Annotated in this window: 20 protein-coding genes; 16 read left to right on the top strand and 4 right to left on the bottom strand. The window is 41.7% G+C overall.

The features are described 5' to 3' along the window. The first annotated feature begins 66 nt into the window (after positions 1-66). Together CW370_RS13315 and CW370_RS13310 are read left to right on the top strand one after the other, a co-directional pair. Positions 67-750 (top strand): response regulator transcription factor, encoded by a 684-nt coding sequence (locus CW370_RS13315; RefSeq protein ID WP_024573086.1) that lies wholly within the window; start codon positions 67-69, stop codon positions 748-750. Further along, entirely contained in the window at positions 747-2,213 is a 1,467-nt protein-coding gene (locus tag CW370_RS13310) for a sensor histidine kinase (RefSeq protein ID WP_101169722.1), read from the top strand. Before CW370_RS13315 ends, CW370_RS13310 begins: the two co-directional genes overlap by 4 nt. Here CW370_RS13310 and rocR read toward each other — a convergent pair. Next, positions 2,195-3,580, bottom strand: coding sequence for an arginine utilization regulatory protein RocR (rocR, locus tag CW370_RS13305; protein WP_003244510.1), 1,386 nt, complete (start codon positions 3,578-3,580; stop codon positions 2,195-2,197). The genes CW370_RS13310 and rocR overlap by 19 nt on opposite strands. Before the next feature lie 237 nt (positions 3,581-3,817). Between rocR and rocD the strand changes: the two genes are divergently transcribed. The 3 genes from rocD (at position 3,818) to rocF (ending at position 7,613) form a co-directional block, all read left to right on the top strand. Continuing rightward, on the top strand, positions 3,818-5,023 hold the full coding sequence (gene rocD / locus CW370_RS13300) for an ornithine aminotransferase (RefSeq protein ID WP_033882758.1): 1,206 nt from the start codon (positions 3,818-3,820) through the stop codon (positions 5,021-5,023). 222 nt (positions 5,024-5,245) lie between these two features. Continuing rightward, positions 5,246-6,649, top strand: a complete 1,404-nt coding sequence (locus CW370_RS13295) for an amino acid permease (protein ID WP_101169721.1) — start codon at positions 5,246-5,248, stop codon at positions 6,647-6,649. 73 nt (positions 6,650-6,722) lie between these two features. Beyond that, a complete protein-coding gene (gene rocF, locus CW370_RS13290) occupies positions 6,723-7,613 on the top strand; it encodes an arginase (protein ID WP_003226959.1) in 891 nt (296 codons plus the stop codon). A 34-nt stretch (positions 7,614-7,647) separates the two neighbouring features. Here rocF and CW370_RS13285 read toward each other — a convergent pair whose 3' ends face one another. Further along, positions 7,648-7,764 carry a Phr family secreted Rap phosphatase inhibitor gene (locus CW370_RS13285; protein ID WP_003226961.1) on the bottom strand — a complete coding sequence of 39 codons (117 nt, stop codon included), beginning with the start codon at positions 7,762-7,764 and terminating at the stop codon, positions 7,648-7,650. Next, positions 7,765-8,862: a response regulator aspartate phosphatase RapG gene (gene rapG, locus CW370_RS13280; RefSeq protein ID WP_017695778.1), complete on the bottom strand. Its 1,098-nt coding sequence runs from the start codon at positions 8,860-8,862 to the stop codon at positions 7,765-7,767. A gap of 110 nt (positions 8,863-8,972) precedes the next feature. Between rapG and CW370_RS13275 the strand changes: the two genes are divergently transcribed. The 6 genes from CW370_RS13275 to fdhA all read left to right on the top strand — a co-directional run bounded on the left by CW370_RS13275 (position 8,973) and on the right by fdhA (position 13,323). Beyond that, positions 8,973-9,443 carry a GNAT family N-acetyltransferase gene (locus CW370_RS13275; RefSeq protein WP_101169720.1) on the top strand — a complete coding sequence of 157 codons (471 nt, stop codon included), beginning with the start codon at positions 8,973-8,975 and terminating at the stop codon, positions 9,441-9,443. Between the two features lie 141 nt (positions 9,444-9,584). Beyond that, entirely contained in the window at positions 9,585-10,322 is a 738-nt protein-coding gene (locus CW370_RS13270) for a YiiX/YebB-like N1pC/P60 family cysteine hydrolase (protein ID WP_101169719.1), read from the top strand. Positions 10,323-10,332: 10 nt separating this feature from the next. Continuing rightward, the gene (locus CW370_RS13265) at positions 10,333-11,496 is read left to right on the top strand and encodes a hypothetical protein (RefSeq protein ID WP_101169718.1); all 1,164 of its coding nucleotides are present in this window, start codon (positions 10,333-10,335) and stop codon (positions 11,494-11,496) included. 15 nt (positions 11,497-11,511) lie between these two features. Beyond that, positions 11,512-11,760 (top strand): DUF2651 family protein, encoded by a 249-nt coding sequence (locus CW370_RS13260; protein WP_101169717.1) that lies wholly within the window; start codon positions 11,512-11,514, stop codon positions 11,758-11,760. 104 nt (positions 11,761-11,864) lie between these two features. After that, on the top strand, positions 11,865-12,035 hold the full coding sequence (locus tag CW370_RS13255) for a hypothetical protein (RefSeq protein ID WP_041850289.1): 171 nt from the start codon (positions 11,865-11,867) through the stop codon (positions 12,033-12,035). 61 nt (positions 12,036-12,096) lie between these two features. After that, entirely contained in the window at positions 12,097-13,323 is a 1,227-nt protein-coding gene (fdhA, locus tag CW370_RS13250; protein ID WP_101169716.1) for a formaldehyde dehydrogenase, glutathione-independent, read from the top strand. A 33-nt stretch (positions 13,324-13,356) separates the two neighbouring features. Here fdhA and CW370_RS13245 read toward each other — a convergent pair whose 3' ends face one another. Then, positions 13,357-13,767: a hypothetical protein gene (locus CW370_RS13245; protein WP_024571980.1), complete on the bottom strand. Its 411-nt coding sequence runs from the start codon at positions 13,765-13,767 to the stop codon at positions 13,357-13,359. Positions 13,768-13,951: 184 nt separating this feature from the next. Here CW370_RS13245 and CW370_RS13240 point away from each other — a divergent pair, with 184 nt between their 5' ends. From CW370_RS13240 to CW370_RS13220, 5 genes are all read left to right on the top strand, one after another. Continuing rightward, complete coding sequence (locus CW370_RS13240) at positions 13,952-14,122, top strand: CxxH/CxxC protein (RefSeq protein WP_003236479.1); 171 nt, start codon at positions 13,952-13,954, stop codon at positions 14,120-14,122. An 80-nt stretch (positions 14,123-14,202) separates the two neighbouring features. Next, entirely contained in the window at positions 14,203-14,682 is a 480-nt protein-coding gene (rlmH, locus tag CW370_RS13235) for a 23S rRNA (pseudouridine(1915)-N(3))-methyltransferase RlmH (RefSeq protein ID WP_085185321.1), read from the top strand. A 405-nt stretch (positions 14,683-15,087) separates the two neighbouring features. Beyond that, the gene (locus CW370_RS13230) at positions 15,088-16,677 is read left to right on the top strand and encodes a hypothetical protein (RefSeq protein ID WP_101169715.1); all 1,590 of its coding nucleotides are present in this window, start codon (positions 15,088-15,090) and stop codon (positions 16,675-16,677) included. A gap of 20 nt (positions 16,678-16,697) precedes the next feature. Further along, a complete protein-coding gene (locus CW370_RS13225) occupies positions 16,698-17,906 on the top strand; it encodes a hypothetical protein (RefSeq protein WP_101169714.1) in 1,209 nt (402 codons plus the stop codon). Continuing rightward, complete coding sequence (locus CW370_RS13220; RefSeq protein ID WP_101169713.1) at positions 17,899-19,668, top strand: ATP-binding protein; 1,770 nt, start codon at positions 17,899-17,901, stop codon at positions 19,666-19,668. The genes CW370_RS13225 and CW370_RS13220 overlap by 8 nt, the downstream gene beginning before the upstream one ends. Positions 19,669-19,671 lie beyond the last annotated feature (3 nt).

The raw sequence follows: 19,671 nt of genomic DNA, 5'->3' as shown, positions 1-19,671 counted from the left end.
CGAATAATAGGAGGGGAAGGGAAAAAACTAATCAGAGGTTTATGCCAACTAAGGAGAGAGCACAGCATGAATAGGATGAAAGGCATCAAGATTTTGCTCGTGGACGATGAACCGGCGATATTAGATTTTTTGACAATGGGTCTTGAAAATGAAGGCTTTGAAGTGAAGACAGCAGCTGACGGAATGACAGCGATGAACACCGTAAAGACATTTCAGCCGCATGTGGCCATCTTGGATGTGATGATGCCCGGAATGGATGGACTGGAAGTATCGAGGATGATGAAAAAAACCGGCCATACCGCCGTTATTATGCTTACGGCCAAGGATGAGGTGGGGGTTCGGGTAAAAGCGCTGACAGAGGGCGCTGATGATTATATGATCAAACCCTTCAGCTTTGAAGAGCTGCTGGCGCGAATCTATGCGAGAATTCGGGATCACTTTCCCAACCTGTTTGAAGAATTCGCGCTCGGTCCGTTTCGAATTGATGATCGGCGCAGAGAAATCCGCTATCAGGAAGAGGTGCTCAAGCTTTCAGCAACAGAATACGAGCTTTTAAAGTTTTTGGTGCTGAATCACGGCCTTGTGCTCAGTAAAGCAAGGATTCTGGATAAAGTATGGGGGTATGATTTTTATGGAGAAGAGAATATTGTTGAAGTGTACATTCGTTCCTTGCGGGAAAAATTGAATGACAAAAAGCATGAAGTGATCCGAACGGTTCGGGGTGCGGGCTATCGGGTGGATATTGAATGAAAAAACGATTCAAAACACTGCGCTTTCAGCTTTTATTCCGCTCATTATGCATTCTCGTTCTTCTATTGGTGTTTGTCGGCGCTATGCAATATGTGTTTGGTAAACGCCTCTTATATGAAAACCGAGCTGTCAGCATTCAAAGTTATATCAACTCGACGGAGCCAACCATCTGGAATAACATTAAAACATACAAAAGCCATCCCGACAGTTCGGAAAAGTCAGATGGTGCTGTCCGTCCCGCCTTTATCTATCCGGGCGTGACCATTGTTTTTATCGATAAGAAAACAAAAGACAGTACGGTATTGTCGACCGATCCATATGCGGGAGCACCGCCAAAAGTGAAAAAAAGTGTATATGATGAGGCATTAAAAGATACGATGGCCTTGCATTACAAAATCACGAAAAATGAATCCGGCGAGGAAGTGCTGATTGTGTTTCAGGCTATTACTATTGATGGAAAAGAAGCAGGCGTGATCCAAATGAGTACTTTAACAGAACCACTGAAGGACGTACTGCTCCGGCAAATCAGCATTTATTCCACGCTCTCGCTGGTTGCGCTCCTGCTCGGGCTTTTCACGTTCTTGCCTGTGGTCAGACATACGCTTAAACCGTTATCACAAATGGTACATATGATGGGAGAAATCAATGCAGGAAATTTGAATAAAAGGCTTCCTGTATATCGAAAACAAATGGAAATCGACACGCTCGCTATTTCGTTTAATCGCATGCTGGAGCGGATTGAAACGTCATTTAAAGCAGAAAAAGAAGCGAAGGAGCGCATCCGGCAATTTGTATCAGACGCTTCACATGAATTGAGAACGCCTTTAACGTCCATACACGGCTTTATCGAAGTGCTGCTGCGTGGCGCCGCGCTTCAGCCGGAGCAGAGAGATAGGGCGCTGAATAGTATGTATGAAGAGTCGAAGAGAGCCACTCGGCTGATTGAGGATCTGTTGTTTTTAGCAAAAATTGATCGGGTGCCGAGCTTTGAAATGAAGAGAGGAAATCTCGATGCGCTCATAAGGGAGATGGAGCCGCAGCTCAGTCTGCTTGCGAAAGAAAGAAGGCTGCAGCTGCTGCTTGAGGATGACGCTAAAGCGGTGTTTGACCGGGATAAGATGAAACAGGTCATTCTGAATTTGGTTTATAACGCGGTGCAGTATACAAATGAGAGAACCGGTGCCATCACCATTTCTCTGCAAAAAGGCAGTTCCGGCGTGATGCTGATGATAGCAGACAATGGCACAGGCATCGCGCCGGAACATTTGCCGCATTTATTTGACCGGTTTTACAGGGCAGACCCATCCCGCTCCCGGAAATATGGAGGTTCGGGATTAGGCCTTGCCATAACGAAATCGATTATCGACAATCACAATGGGATGATTGAAGTGAAAAGTGAAATCGGCAGAGGCACTGTTTTTCTGATCAGGCTTCCTGCTCCGGATTATTCGTTAGACGAGTGAGAAAATTTCTTCAGCCGATATTGGAGGCTTTGTCTGCTGATGCCAAGCTCCTGAGCAGCTTTCGAGATGTTATGGCCGTGTTTTCTTAACACGTTCTCTATCACATATTTTTCGAAGCTTTCCATTTTTTCTTTTAAGTCTGCGGCCGGCTGGTGTCTTGGTGTTTCAGGCTCTGGGATGTCAGCCGGCTTGATTTTCATTCGGTATTGATAGGGCAGATGGGAAGCCGTAATCGTTTGCTCGTCCGTCATGAAATTCATTGCGCCTTCGATCATATGCTCAAGCTCGCGAATATTTCCCGGCCAGTCATAAGAAAGGAAAAATTGCTTCACGTCATCGCTGATGTGTTCAACATTCATTTGGAATAGATGGTTGTTTTTCTGGATGAACTCCGACGCGAGAAGCAAAATGTCTTCTTTTCGTTCCCGAAGCGGCGGGATGATCAGTGTGACGACACTCAGCCTGTAATACAAGTCCTTCCGCATTCGTTCGCCTGCAATTGCATCAATTGGGTCTTCATTCATCGTGGCAATAATACGTACGTCAATCGGTGTATCCTTTGTCGAACCGATGCGCCTGATTTTCCGTTCTTGAAGGGCGCGCAGCAGCTTCGCCTGAAGGCTGAGATTCAGCGAGTTGATTTCATCTAACAGCAGCGTGCCGCCGTGGGCTTGTTCAAACAGGCCGGGCTGGTCGACAGCGCCGGTAAACGCGCCTTTTTTCGTCCCAAACAAAATGCTTTCCACAAGGCTGTCTGGCAGTGCCGCACAGTTTTGCGAAATAAACGGGCCGCCAGAACGATCGCTTCCATTATGGATACTTTGCGCGAACAGTTCTTTTCCCGTGCCGGTTTCGCCTGCGAGAAGGACAGATGATGACGTACGGGTTGCCCGCTTGGCGTTTTCGATGACGTCTTGAATGGCCGGACTGGTGCCGAGAATACTGTCAAACGTATAGGTTGTGCTGCCTTTTTTGTTCATATTCTCCCTGATCAGCCGTTCAAGCTTTGTCACATCCTTGGCAATTTCAACGGCGCCCCTGATTTTGCCGTCTTGGACGATGGGATATGTATGATTGATCGTCGTGATTTCCTGGCCTTTATTATTGAAATAGCTCTGTTTGACGTTTTTAATCGTCTTGCCTTCCTGAAGAGCCTGTACCAGTGTGCTGTCCTGCTGTTTCGAAAACATAAACACATCCATCAGGTTTTTATTCAAGACGTCATGCTTCTCCATATCTTCAATCTGCATCATTTTATTGTTATATACGATTGTGTTTCCATGCTCGTCTACCACGTGCAGGCCAACATCGATTTCATCTAAAATGCTCTGAAAAACCAATGTGAGGAATTCGCTGTCTTTGACCACTGTATGAACCTCCCTCAGTTTTCTTAATATTGCTTCTATTTTATAAAAAAATGGAGAGGATATGCAAAAGAATTTTGCACTTGCTGAAATTTTTGCTCGAAATATCAGAATGTTTTTGCACCTTGTCCTCGAAAATTGTAGAAAACACACGAATTCTTGATTTGGCACAGAACTTGCATTTATATAAAGGGAAAGCAGGATAACATGTTGAAACAGAAAACAAGGGGGAATTCAAATATGCCAGCTTTATCTAAATCCAAAGAAATTATTGATCAGACGTCTCATTACGGAGCCAACAATTATCATCCGCTCCCGATTGTTATATCTGAAGCGCTGGGTGCTTGGGTAAAGGACCCGGAAGGCAATGAATATATGGATATGCTGAGTGCTTATTCTGCGGTAAACCAGGGGCACAGACACCCGAAAATCATTCAGGCATTAAAGGATCAGGCTGATAAAATCACCCTCACGTCACGCGCGTTTCATAACGATCAGCTTGGGCCGTTTTACGAAAAAACAGCTAAACTGACAGGCAAAGAGATGATTCTGCCGATGAATACAGGAGCCGAAGCGGTTGAATCCGCGGTGAAAGCGGCGAGACGCTGGGCGTATGAAGTGAAGGGAGTAGCTGACAATCAAGCGGAAATTATCGCATGTGTCGGGAACTTCCACGGCCGCACGATGCTGGCGGTATCTCTTTCTTCTGAAGAGGAATATAAACGAGGATTCGGCCCGATGCTTCCGGGAATCAAACTCATTCCTTACGGCGATGTGGAAGCGCTTCGACAGGCCATTACGCCGAATACAGCGGCATTCTTGTTTGAACCGATTCAAGGCGAAGCGGGCATTGTGATTCCGCCTGAAGGATTTTTACAGGAAGCGGCGGCGATTTGTAAGGAAGAGAATGTCTTGTTTATTGCGGATGAAATTCAAACGGGTCTCGGACGTACAGGCAAGACGTTTGCCTGTGACTGGGACGGCATTGTCCCTGATATGTATATTTTGGGCAAAGCGCTTGGCGGCGGTGTGTTCCCGATCTCATGCATTGCGGCGGACCGCGAGATCCTAGGCGTGTTTAACCCGGGCTCACACGGCTCAACATTTGGCGGAAACCCGCTTGCATGTGCAGTGTCTATCGCTTCATTAGAAGTGCTGGAGGATGAAAAACTGGCGGATCGTTCTCTTGAGCTTGGAGAATACTTTAAAAGCGAGCTTGAGAGCATTGACAACCCGGTTATTAAAGAAGTCCGCGGCAGAGGGCTGTTTATCGGTGTGGAATTGACAGAAGCGGCACGTCCGTATTGTGAGCGTTTAAAGGAAGAAGGGCTTTTATGCAAGGAAACGCATGATACAGTCATTCGTTTTGCACCGCCATTAATCATTTCCAAAGAGGATTTGGATTGGGCAATAGAGAAAATTAAGCACGTGCTGCAAAACGCATAAATCCGCACCATGGCGGGATATTCACTTCGTTTGTATAAATTTACAACAGAAAAATCAGCACTCCCTATTTGCTCAGCTACAGTATTTTAGTATAATGTATCTTTATGAGAAGAAGTGAATTTTATATTAAATAGATAGAGACTCTTTGGACAGCAAACTGGGATAGCACCATGCAGATGTTCCAGCTTAGATCCAATACAAGTTGCTGAAGGGGTGCAGAAAGTGAATACAAACCAAGATAACGGAAATCAGCTCCAGCGGACAATGAAATCACGCCATTTGTTCATGATTTCATTGGGCGGAGTGATCGGAACCGGTTTCTTCCTTGGAACCGGGTTTACCATTAACCAAGCGGGACCGCTCGGCGCGGTTCTGTCCTATTTAGTGGGCGGCTTTATCATGTTTTTGACCATGCTCTGCTTAGGAGAGCTGGCAGTCGCCTTTCCTGTGTCAGGGTCCTTCCAGACCTATGCGACAAAATTTATCAGCCCGGCCTTCGGGTTTGCGTTCGGCTGGCTGTACTGGCTCGGCTGGGCGGTTACATGCGCCATTGAATTCTTATCAGCGGGGCAGCTGATGCAACGCTGGTTTCCGCATATAGACGTGTGGATCTGGTGTCTGGTCTTTGCGGCACTGATGTTTATTTTAAATGCGATCACCACAAAAGCCTTTGCGGAATCTGAATTCTGGTTCTCAGGCATTAAAATTTTGATTATCCTCTTATTTATTATTCTCGGCGGAGCTGCCATGTTTGGCCTGATTGATCTGAAGGGCGGAGAGCAGGCGCCGTTTTTGACACATTTTTATGAAGACGGGTTATTTCCGAACGGCATAAAGGCCATATTGATAACGATGATTACCGTGAACTTTGCGTTCCAGGGGACTGAGCTGATCGGGGTTGCAGCCGGAGAAAGTGAAGACCCTGAAAAAACGATTCCACGGTCAATCAAACAGACAGTATGGAGAACGCTTGTCTTCTTTGTGCTTTCAATCATTGTCATTGCCGGCATGATTCCGTGGAAACAGGCGGGTGTCGTGGAAAGTCCGTTTGTAGCCGTATTTGAACAAATCGGAATCCCATATGCAGCTGATATCATGAACTTTGTTATTTTAATCGCGCTGTTATCTGTTGCGAATTCAGGTTTATACGCATCAACGCGTATCCTGTACGCGATGGCGAATGAAGGACAGGCCTTCAAAGCGCTCGGCAAAACAAATCAGCGCGGTGTGCCGCTAAACGCGTTAATTGTAACGATGGCTGTGGCTTGCCTGTCGCTTCTGTCAAAAGTAGCGGCGGCTGAAACCGTATATATGGTGCTGTTATCATTGGCGGGCATGAGTGCGCAGGTCGGCTGGATCGCGATTTCGCTTTCCCAAATCATGTTCAGACGCAAATATATCCGTGAGGGCGGGAAGATAGAAGATCTGAAATTTAAAACACCGCTGTACCCGGTGCTTCCGCTGATCGGCCTAACGTTAAATACGGTCGTGCTTATCAGTCTTGCATTTGATCCGGAGCAGCGTATCGCGCTGTATTGCGGCGTACCGTTTATGATCATTTGCTACATCATTTATCATGTCGTCATTAAAAAACGCCAGCAGGCGAATCGTCAGCTAGAGCTTTAAAAACGTTGTCCGTAAGTCATCTTTGTTAGAACCCGCATAGGACATTATCTTAAATGTTGAGGTGGAATCACAGATGGATAAAACGATTTCGGTTATTGGAATGCCAATGGATTTAGGACAAGCACGACGCGGAGTGGATATGGGCCCGAGTGCCATCCGGTACGCTCATCTGATCGAGAGGCTGTCAGACATGGGATATACGGTTGAAGATCTTGGAGATATTCCGATCAACCGTGAAAAAATCAAAAATGACGAGGAACTGAAAAACCTGAATTCCGTTTTGGCGGGAAATGAAAAACTCGCGCAAAAGGTCAACAAAGTCATTGAAGAGAAAAAATTCCCGCTTGTCCTGGGCGGTGACCACAGTATTGCGATCGGCACGCTTGCAGGCACAGCGAAGCATTACGATAATCTCGGCGTCATCTGGTATGACGCGCACGGAGATTTGAATACACTTGAAACTTCACCATCGGGCAATATTCACGGCATGCCGCTCGCGGTCAGCCTCGGCATTGGCCACGAGTCACTGGTTAACCTTGAAGGCTACGCGCCTAAAATCAAACCGGAAAACGTCGTCATCATTGGCGCCCGGTCACTTGATGAAGGGGAGCGCAAGTACATTAAGGAAAGCGGCATGAAGGTGTACACAATGCACGAAATCGACCGTCTTGGCATGACAAAGGTCATTGAAGAAACCCTTGATTATTTATCAGCATGTGATGGCGTCCATCTGAGCCTTGATCTGGACGGACTTGATCCGAACGACGCACCGGGTGTCGGAACCCCTGTCGTCGGCGGCATCAGCTACCGGGAGAGCCATTTGGCTATGGAAATGCTGTATGACGCAGGCATCATTACCTCAGCCGAATTCGTTGAGGTTAACCCGATCCTTGATCACAAAAACAAAACGGGTAAAACAGCAGTAGAGCTCGTAGAATCCCTGCTAGGGAAGAAGCTGCTATAATAAGAAAACCCCCGCACCCGCGGGGGTTTTTCATTTATCCAATCATTTTCTCAGCGACTTTCATTTCCTGTGAATGGGTTTGATGGTCTGCAATAAACCAACCTGATAAAATCACCGCTGCGACGCCTGCGCCAATCAGAAATCTTTTCATTTATATAACCTCCGTTCGTTTAATCAGTTCTTCAATCTGTAATGCTTCATAAAAAAAGTGGGCAGCTTCTTTGTAAAGCTCAAGTTCCCTATACCGTTCGCCAGCCAAAATGGAAAGTTCTCTTACACTGTCATACTCTTTCTCGGACAACAAGTCATCCATATGTTGTTTGCATAAGTGAAACGTTTCCGCATGACCCCCTTCTGCATAAATGGCATATAAAATGTCTATTTTTGCCTCACATATTCTATTCGGCTCAGCAGTCAATTTTTCCTTCACGTCTTGGTAATAAGATAAGGCCTGTTCTTTCTTTTTGATCTTAAACAGCTCTCGTATCAGCAAGTAGGCAGAATGATAATAATAGGCGGAGCGGGCATACTCATCGTTCCGTAGAGCCTCCTCTAATTTCGAAACCGCTTCTTCTGATTTGCCGCTTTGCGCATGAAGAAGGCCGAAGTTATGCAAAAGCTGGGCTTCAAAAAAATGATCCTCTAATTCACTTGTGATCCGAATTGCTTCGTCCAAGTAAGCCTCAGCTTCTTCAAACTGGCTCATCTCTGTAAAATTGCCTGACATGGTAATCAGGGCTGAAGCCAGCTTCTTTTTATAATCGGTCTCTTCCCTGAACGTTTTGACCGCTTGCCGTGTATGATTGAGGGATACAATATTTTGTCCCAGCTTATAATAGAGCTTTCCGACCTTCAGGTGAAATTCGGCTTTCTCAATCGGATCGGGAATGTTGTCGAGATATTGCTCTGCATCTTTATACAGCCCAATGGCAATGTCATAATTATTCTTATAGGCCTCATACATGCCTTCAAACAGAAAAAAGTAATATTTCAGCATGTCAGACGTAGCATTCATATGAGAAGGCTCCTCATGCTGAAAGCCCTGTCCTCTCGCCTCGTGAAGCAAAACCTTGTGGCGCAGTTCCAATAAGGAGAAGTAGGCCAGCACCTCCTGATCCTCTTCCATGTCATCCAATAAAGGCTTTACTTCTTCAAATAAACGGGAGGATTCTTCAACTTCATGTTTCTTGATGGCAAGGTACCAATCATTGAGCATGCTAGCGATTTCTGCGGGTGCGATCTTATTCATGTGAAACTCCTTTCTCTAGTGACTTATCAATCTCAGTTGCTTATTCTGATAGTAACACCTCTTTCTATTTTATGTAAAATCCTCTAGTCAATATATGAAGGAGAGATGATATGACAATTATGCTGACCTCTATGCAGACAGAAGAATTTCGGTCTTATCTCACATACACAACAAAGCATTACGCGAAAGAAAAGGTAAAAGCGGGAACATGGCTGCCTGAAGATGCACAGCTTTTGTCTAAGCAGGCGTTTACTGATCTGCTTCCGAGAGGGCTGGAAACACCCCATCACCATTTGTGGAGCCTCAAGCTGAATGAAAAGGATATCGTTGGCTGGCTCTGGATACATGCTGAACCGGAGCATCCGCAGCAGGAAGCGTTTATTTATGATTTCGGGTTATATGAACCGTATCGGGGAAAGGGCTACGCAAAGCAAGCATTGGCGGCATTAGATCAAACGGCACGCAGTATGGGAATCCGCAAGCTGTCCCTTCATGTCTTTGCCCATAATCAGACGGCGCGAAAGCTATATGAGCAAACCGGATTTCAAGAAACAGACGTAGTGATGAGCAAGAAGATTTAACGAAAAGGGCCTGATAAAGGCCTTTTTCTGTAAACGATTTCTAAAAATTCTGTAAATAACCTAGTTACTTTCCTTATTTTCCTAATATAATGTGGGTGAGGAAATTACCTTTCCTACACTCACAAGAAAAGAGGAGATGTAATGAAGTTGAAGAAACGGGTGTCGATGCTTTTGGTAGCGCTTACAATGTGCGGCGGCCTGTTTGTTTCTCCCGCCAAAGCCGTAAAGACCACAAATTATGCTGAAGAAATCGCCGCACTGCAGCCAGGCACGACACCGGAAGAAATCATGAAATCTGCCAGCCAGATTGCCAAACAGCAGCACGTAAAGCAGGACGTTATCCTAAAACAGTTCTATAAGGAAATCACGGCTGATAAAGCAGAAGGAGACCGGCTCGCCAAGGAAAGCGGCATGTCTATCATGGGCGGGTCGTCCGGCACGAAAAAACTCCCGACAAGCGCGAAAGGCAATATCTATTACACGAACTCCTACACAGCCTACTACAATCACGGCCACGTCGGCATGTACTCCGCTGCTGACAAAATTGTTGAATCTGTCCCGAGCGACGGCGTCAGGCAGATCGCTTATAATGCCAGAGACGTGGAAGACAACTCCATTGTGCAAACCGTCAGCGTATCCTCATCTCAAAAAACAGCTGCTGCCGACTGGGCGGTATCAAAAGTCGGCGACCCATACTCATTTAACTTCGTCAATAACAGAAATACGGGCCATGACGGCGCCAAAAACTGTTCAAAGCTCCTATGGTCTGCCTTTTTGCTAAAAGCAGGGATTGATATAGACAGCAACGGAGGCTTAGGCGTGTATCCGCGCGACATCACAAGTTCTTCGTATACGACAACCATCATGACCATTTACTAAGGAGAAGGATATGAAAAAGTGGATGATTACCATCGCCATGCTGATTCTCGCAGGAATCGCACTATTTGTCTTCATTTCTCCTCTCAAAAGCCATAAAACCGTAAGTCAGCAGGATCTCAGAAACCCCGATTTCCTGGATGACAAAGAAGTCCTGCTGTATTTCTCATCCTCTGCGGATCAAGATGCATTTGGCGGCGGGAAAAGCTACGCCCTGTTTATCAGCCAGGACGGGACGCTGTCTTCCTTTCAGATGAAGGGCCTTGAGCTGGGCTCAGCAAAGGTTCACGGTGACAGCGTGATGCTGGAGGACAAAAACACGATTTATACGATCAAAAACGGCCTGCGCTCCCATAAAAGAGCCTATCAGCACACAGGCGACAGCGCAGGCTTTCTGCAAAACACGGACGGCTTTTACACCTTATACAACTCCGGCTACGACAAAAAGAAAGACGGATACCGCTCAGAGCTGTACCGGCAGATGGACGGTGAGTGGAAAAAAGACGTCATCTCCTACTACATCCGAGCCTCCGGTTTCCATGACGGCGCCATTTACGCACTCGTCCCGACAGATGACGAAAAAGGCTATGAGCTCCTTCAGATTCAAGCAGATCAAAAGAAGCTCACTTACCACAAGATAACGGAATGGCAGTACCGGGAAGGAGCCTCAGTCGAATCCCAGCTTGCAGTGGACGACCAAGCTGTGTATGTCATGGTTCGCGGCCAAAAAGCCCACAATCTCTATCAAATGGTCAAGATCAACAAAAAAAGCGGCAAAGTAGAGCTGCATGACATCGCCGAATACAAAAACGACGAACAAACGATATACAGCTCCATGCCCTTCAGCTTTAAAAACAGCTTTTTCCCTTATGACGGGAACCTGTATTTCATTGACGGCTTCGGAAAGGTACACAAAATCGATGCCAAGACAGGAAAAACAAACATCGCCTTCACCCTTTCCCAGGACAAAATGAAAGCCGATTTCAAAGAAATCACCCAAAAAGGCAGCAGCCTCTATTTCTTCACATACACGTATAACAAGCCTGCCTACATTGAACAGTACAGTCTGAAAACCGGAAAGAAAATGAAAGAAAAAGAGATTAGGAAGGTAAAGGATGTCGTGACGCCGAAGAGTCATTTGAAGCTGTATGATGTTGAGGTGATGAAGAGGTTTTAAGGCAAGGAGGTTAGTATGGGAGCCATCGCCGTTTTATTTATCGTTTTTGGTTTTCCGCTCATCGCAGGTGTATTTGGTATAGCGGGTCATTTTTTATTTAAGAGGTTTTGGGTGGCACCGCTCATCGTCCTTATCGCGAGCTTGATATTGTTAGTTACGTTAGCTTCGGGCAATAGCTCATTCATGTTTTGGGTTGTTATGTATACGGCGATTGCGTTGGTAACCAGTATTGTCACATTATTTCTCAGGAAATTTTTTAATTGATCTCTAATTATGAAGAGACTGGTGTGAAGTCTCTTTTTTTGTTGAGCCGAAGTTTACAGAGGATTTTGGGTATGTTTTAGAAACGAATCTAAAGGAGGAATTACATGCGCACCAAACGGGTTATTCTTCTGGCAGTTATGATCTGCCTGGTTTCGGCCATTACTGTGTTCCTGTTAAATGGGTGTAAAGTCGACTTTTTAGACATAGCCGGAACCATTATTGGCTGCTTTCTTGGCATATTTGTTGTTGTAAGAATACAGAAAAAACAGTCGTGAGAAAGGGAAAGAGTCATGCCGAACCGAAGTCATGTTCAAGGACGAGAGTCCAAACACATGAATGGGAGGAATGGCGTTGACAGGAAATAAAGCGGTTGTGTACAAAGGCAAAGGGACTGTAGCGGTGGAGGATATCGGTTATCCGGAGTTAATCTTGAGGGACGGGCCCGGTGTTCCGAAGGCGAATGTGAATCGAAAATGTGAGCATGGGGTTATTCTCAAAGTCATTACAACCAACATTTGCGGAAGCGACCAGCATATGGTCAGAGGCCGCACAACGGCGCCAGAAGGCTTGGTGCTCGGGCATGAAATTACGGGAGAAGTCATTGAAACGGGGCGTGATGTTGAATTTATCAAAAAAGGCGATATCGTATCCGTTCCTTTCAATATTGCCTGCGGACGCTGTGTGATGTGCAAAACGCAGAAAACGCATGTGTGCCTGAATGTCAATCCGGACCGGCCCGGATCGGCTTACGGCTACGTCGATATGGGCGGATGGGTCGGCGGCCAGTCTGAATATGTCATGGTGCCATACGCTGATTTTCAGCTTTTGGTATTCCCTGATAAAGAACAGGCGTTAGAAAAGATTCTCGATTTGACCATGCTGTCCGACATTTTCCCGACCGGCTTCCACGGAGCTTACACAGCGGGCGTGCAAACAGGTTCAACCGTTTATATCGCGGGAGCGGGGCCTGTTGGCTTGGCAGCTGCACACTCCGCTCAGCTCCTAGGCGCCTCCACCGTCATTGTCGGCGATCTGAACGAAGACAGACTGGCACAGGCAAGAAGCTTCGGCTGTGAAACGGTCAACGTGCAAAAACACGACCGCCTTGGCGAACAAATTGAACAAATACTAGGTGAATCAACCGTTGATGCCGCAGTGGACTGTGTCGGCTTTGAAGCATCTGGGCACGGCAATCAAGGAGAAGCGCCAGCCGCCGTGCTGAACTCAATCATGGACGTCACCCAGGTCGGAGGCAGCCTTGGCATTCCAGGCTTATACGTGACCGAAGATCCCGGCGCAAAGGATGCGGACGCCAAAACAGGCTCACTAAAAATCCGCTTCGGTCTCGGCTGGGCCAAAGCCCACACCTTCGTCACCGGACAAACACCCGCCATGACATACAACCGCAATTTGATGAAAGCGATCCTGAGCGGCAGAGCGCAAATCGCAAAAGCCGTCAACGCCACCGTCATTTCTCTGGACGACACGCCAAAAGGCTACAGCGACTTTGACAAAGGCGCAGCCAAAAAATTCGTCATCGACCCGCATGGGACATTGAAGTAAAAGAAAAAGCCGGACGTTCTCAGAACGCCGGCTTTATTGCTGATAATCTGTTTCTTCAAAGCGGTTTCCCGTTTCATCCTGTACGATGAATTCCCCGATTTTGTCCAGTCCAATCAAAATATAAGGGTTTTTCTCATTTACCGTAAGAGCAGGTTTTCGTTTCACAGTTACAATCGTTTCTTTAGGTGAGAATTTGACGTCTGACACCTCAAGCTTCTTATCTTTCTCGCTGCTTCCGAGAGACACAATAACCATCTTTCTCCCTTCTGAAATGGTGAAGACTTGATATCCTTTCACGTCATCATGCATTTGGAGATAAGTAGCGTATATTTCTAAGTCTGGACTGCCTTCACCGATTCGATCCTTCTCCAACACCCAATAAGACGGCTGACACCCAGCAAGCAGCAACATGATCACAAAAAGCCAAACCCATTTGAGCTGCAAATGTAGACCTCCCCACACATCGGTTACATCCAGACTAACATACGGGCGAAATAGAGTCATCAACAGCTTGTTTGTCGAATTGTGGATAAAACTCAGCCCGAAGCACTACTAACATGTGAATAAATAGGTTATATTGAGAAGAGAACAATTGTAAAAATGGAAGAAAACATCGGAGGATTTGAACATGAAACAAACGTATTATTCCTGTGAAGAACACATCGAAACGGTGCTGGATATGTACATAGACGACCACGAGCTGCCGCCCGAAATCAGAAAAATCGAACATACTAACAGTTTATCCACAGCCTGTGAATTATGTGGAGACCCCGCAGTATATATAGTGGGGAACGAATGATCTTACACAAAATACAGAAAAGATATCCACAATTGTGGACAACATATATGAATAACTTGTTTTTAAAGTGGGGATGACCTGTGAATATCAATATTGTGACAATCGGAAAACTAAAAGAAAAATACCTCAAGCAAGGCATTGAAGAATACACCAAACGACTTTCGGCCTACGCAAAAATCGACATCATCGAACTCCCGGACGAAAAAGCGCCGGAAAACCTAAGCGACCAGGACATGAAAATCATAAAAGACAAAGAAGGCGACCGCATCCTATCAAAAATCAGCCCCGACGCCCACGTCATCGCCCTCGCCATCGAAGGAAAAATGAAAACATCCGAAGAACTAGCCGATACAATAGATAAGCTGGCTACATATGGAAAAAGCAAAATCACCTTCGTCATCGGCGGATCACTCGGATTGAGTGACGCAGTGATGAAGCGAGCGGACGAGAAGCTGTCGTTCTCGAAAATGACGTTTCCTCATCAGTTGATGCGTCTCATACTAGTCGAGCAGATTTATCGGGCTTTTCGGATTAATCGTGGGGAGCCTTATCATAAATAAAGCGACCATAAACATGGTACGCCTTTTTGTATCATCGTTACGCTTTGAAAACCTACACACCATTAATTAACAAATGGATTTGAAAGAATTTCTTTTATTTTGACACAAATATTAGAAAAAAAGGATGTCAAATAGCTCTAGGGCTATTCTATGCACCCTTCGAGAGTCAATTAAAATATTATTAATCATAAAGAGTAGGTATAAGTTCATAAAACAGATTAAAGGTTAAGATGATTTTTTCTTTTTACACAATAAAATATTGGTTATGAATTCCTATGTAACACTATATCCTCTCTCAATTTTAACTTTACATTATATATTTAATTATTTATCTGTTATAAGGTAAATAGATTTCATCCAAACAAAAAAGAGTCATTTGAAAATTTTTCGAAGGAGGATCTTACTTTGAATGAGTATGAGGAATTATATAATATAAAGAAAAATTTAGAATTAAACATTAACAAAAGTAAAGTTTTTGATTTATCAATTCATGACGCAGTCATTGTAATTTTTGAGAAGTTAGGTGTTTTTTACACACTTTTAAATACAGCCGAATATGAAAAGGTGCAGGAAGTTATTAAAAAGCTAGTTAAAACAAATGCTTCAGAGATAAATGAAATTTCTTTTATACAAGAATCATTAAAGTGGATTATACGATGGTGTTCAAGCAATTGTAGAGGTGAGTCTAAAATTAATAAAGAAGACATACTAGCAGATGATATATATAATCTTATGGGGAAGGCTTATTCATATGACAGGTTCGTTAATATGTGGGAGATGCATAGTCAGAAGAAGGTCAAATACAACAAAAGGGGAAACAAAATTACTTTTGATTATCACCAAGAAGAGACATATATAACTCATCTATTATATGAATCTTATTTTAAAGAAATCGAGCAAGCTAAAAATCTAGAGAAATTAGATATATTTGGGAAAATAAGTAATGAAAACTTGATACAAGCTATGAATTTTGCACATCAAATAGATTTTAATTGTTCTTTTAACATAGAATTTGATCAATTCAATCTAGAAGATTACAAAATGTTTTCTACAGCACTTACGGAAATTTTAACAAAGAAAAGGTTAGAAAATAGTATTGAAGGAAACTACATTATTGATCCGGGAAATGAAGGAATATTAATTTATAAAAAAGAGAAATGGATTTATGAAATATCTACTCAAACAAACCTTAATAATAAAAAAATAGGAAGGATCATAGATTTTTTTACATACGATTTTTCCAATCCAAAGAGTGATATTTCTTTATCATATTTTGTGTCACTGTCAAATGAATATTTACTTGTATCTGAGGCAGTACATAATCTTTCAAGACCGGGAGTTAATGCAATGCGCTTATTAGCAAAAAAAAGGTCCTCTAATTATGATTCTGCTCAAAATAATTTTGAGATGGAGGAAAGAGTAAGCATTATAGAGAGTATTGGAAATAAATATTTAACGAGTTATGGTATTGATAAATCGCAAAAAAACATTCCTGGAATTGACTTAGTGGTCTATGATCCTGAAGAAAAGCATCTACATATTATAGAATTAAAATATAAGATTCCTGTTGAATCTACACTTGATATTAACAACTTAGATAAAATGTTAAACAAGGCATATAAACAAGTAGAAATTGCTAAGGGGCTGACTAAAGATCGTATAGGTACATTATTAGAAGAATACTTTGGAGAACCATATATAGGGACAGAGCCTAAAAAAGTTGACTATTTTGTTTTGACAAACTACTCAATTGGGACAGGCATAAATAATATTACGCCAAGTCCAATTCTTCTTATAGATCACTATATTGAATTGATGAAACAAAGAAATGGTATGGAATTAGTAAGAACTGTATTAAATAGTAGTGATAAAAAGCTTCCTCTTGAAAAAAGCAAGAGATATAGTAGATTCTCTCTTTCAGGCTATAAAATATTGATACCCGAGTACAGCTTTATGTTAAAAAAAAATCATAACATAGAATTATTAGAAAATTAAGGATAAAGGAGAGGGGTATATTGTCGAGAAGTGCTGATTACACTATTCAGGGATTTATTTACCAATTTAATAAGACATTATTAGAAGTGTTAAATGATATGGAAGATTCCACTATATCTGTTGAAGGTATTATTGAAGATATTGAAGTGTCAACGGCAATGACCACAAAAGCAATACAATGTAAATATCATGAAGAACAAGAAAGCTTCACTCTAAGTAAGGTATATAAACCTATACTCCAGATGATGAATCATTATTTAGAAAATAATAATAAAAGTATTGAATATAGATTATATGCCTATTTCCCAAGTGAGCAATCAAGTCGAATATATGAAATGAAAGAGGAACACATTAATGAAATTCTGAAAACTGAGGATAAAAGGTTAAAAAAACTGGTTGAAAATATTAAGGATAAAATTAATATTCAAGATTTCCTTCAAAATTTCACCCTAGAATTTGGTGACTCTCTTTCTAATTTGATGGATAGCGTATTCCATGCTTTGGAGGAAAATGGGTTAGCTAGAGATGAGATTGATACATTGTTTTATCCAAATGCAATTCAGAAAATTGCTGATCTTAGCATACTTCATGATGCTGAACAAAGAGTAATAAAAAAGTCATCCTTACTACATGAACTACAACACAAAAGGAAAACAGCAGTAACAAGATGGACTAGATCATTACTAACATTAAAAGAGATATTAATGACGAGAAAAAGACAACTGAAGGTTAACCTTGATAAAAATTCAAGATCTCGTTACTTTTTTTTATCTGAATCTTCTATTAAGAATTTTAATGAGGAAATTGTTAATTTTATAACTGATTATATAAGCAAGTACCATTTTAAGGAAATCCATAATAAAACACCTCTATTTTGTTTTGAGTGTTCGTCAGAAGTTTTCAATGATATTCGTGTAAGGTTACATAAGAAAAATATTAAATATAATGATGGTTTAGTTACAGATAAATTCTTCGATAGTAAAAAATTCCTATCAGATCCGATAATAGCGAAAATAGGGAATTCTTTTCATAGAGAATATGATATTAAGCTTTTACACTTTAATGCTTCAACTATCAGTATTTTAAATGAAATTAAAGGTGATGACTTTTTCTTGTTTTCTTCTAAACTCCCAGAAATAGATTATCAAGATGTAAACGTAGAACATATAGATTTAAAGGAAATCAACCAAATAAAATTTGTGATGGGGATGATCGATACTTATGAGTAATATTATTGGAAAGGTAATGTCTAGTTCTCCAAACTCAATCGTGATTTCAATAGATAACCTTAAAATACTAGAAGATCACAAAGAAAAATTACAAATTGGACAATATTTGAAAATTGCTGATGGAAATAATAATTTTATAGTTACTGTTATAAATAATATTAAAGTATTGGACTATAACATTCTTGATAACCTAAATTTAGTTATTGATAGCCAACCAATTGGAACTATAGTTGATGATTACTTTCAAAGAGGAACAAAAAATCTACCTGTTCCAACTGAACCTGTATATATATTGAGTGCTGAAATGTTGGATATGATTTTTACTATCAATACAGAATATAACTTCCCCATTGGTGCACTTGCACAAAATAATCAAATTGAGGTTAAAGTTAATGGGGATAAGTTTTTTGGAAAACATGTTGCTATTGTTGGATCTACTGGCGCTGGAAAATCTTGTACCGTAGCAAAAATATTACAAGATACAGTTGGTATTAAAAATAACGAAAACATCAATATTGAAGAGCAAAAGAATTCTCATATTATTATATTTGACATTCATTCAGAATACTCGTCTGCATTTACATTACCTAATGAACAAAACTTTACTTTGAATAATTTATCAGTTGACAAAATGAAACTTCCATATTGGCTAATGAATTCAGAAGAGCTTGAGTCATTGTTCATCGAAAGTAATGAAAATAATTCATATAATCAAATTGCAATGTTTAAATCAGCAGTTATTTTAAATAAGGAGAAACATAACCCTACTATTAATGAAATAACCTATGATACACCTGTTTATTTTGATATAAAGGAAGTCTATAATTACATCGAAAATATGAATAGAGAAGTTATAAGTAAACTAACTAATGAAAATTGTCCCAAATTATCAGATAGTACTTTAATTAGAGATCGTAAACAATTCTATTTTGATTCAGTACTGGAATTTGTATCACAATCCAATGCTGCTGCAAATAAAGCTTCGAACGGTCCTTTTTATGGAGAATTTAATAGATTTTTATCCAGATTAGAAGCAAAACTTTCAGATAAAAGATTAAACTTCTTATTAAAACCCAAAAAAGAAGATGGCAGTACTTACTTGACGGATGACTTTGAAGAAATTATGAAACAATTTCTAGGATATTTAAATAAATCGAATATTACTATTGTTGACTTGAGTGGAGTACCCTTTGAAGTACTTAGTATAACAGTAAGTCTTATTTCTAGATTAGTATTTGATTTTAGTTTTCACTATTCTAAAATACAACATGAAAAACAATTATTGAATAATATTCCAGTCATGATTGTGTGCGAAGAAGCTCATAATTATATCCCGCGCACAGGCGGTGCTGAATATAATTCATCTAAAAAGTCAATTGAAAGGATTTCTAAAGAAGGAAGAAAATATGGGATAAGTTTAATGGTCGTTAGTCAAAGACCTTCTGAAGTTTCAGAGACAGTTTTCGCACAATGTAATAACTTTGTAGCATTAAGGCTCACTAATCAAAATGACCAAAAATACATAAAAAGTTTATTGCCAGATAGCACTAAAGGAATTGGAGAAATATTACCTAATTTAGGGATAGGTGAAAGTATAATTGTTGGTGATTCTGTTGTTATGCCAACAATAGTAAAAATGGAAAAACCAAACCCTGAGCCAAAATCACAAAGTGTAAATTTTAAAAAGGAATGGGATTTATCATGGAAAGAAGTAACCTTTAGTGAAATTATAAGGAGGTGGCGAAAAGAAGAGGAAGTTTAGTAA

This window comes from Bacillus sp. SN32 (assembly GCF_002837495.1).
In the GTDB taxonomy this organism is placed as follows: Bacteria; Bacillota; Bacilli; order Bacillales; family Bacillaceae; genus Bacillus; species Bacillus subtilis.
The sequence above is the reverse complement of the archived record's forward strand: the minus strand, read 5'-3'. Positions and strand labels throughout refer to the sequence as shown.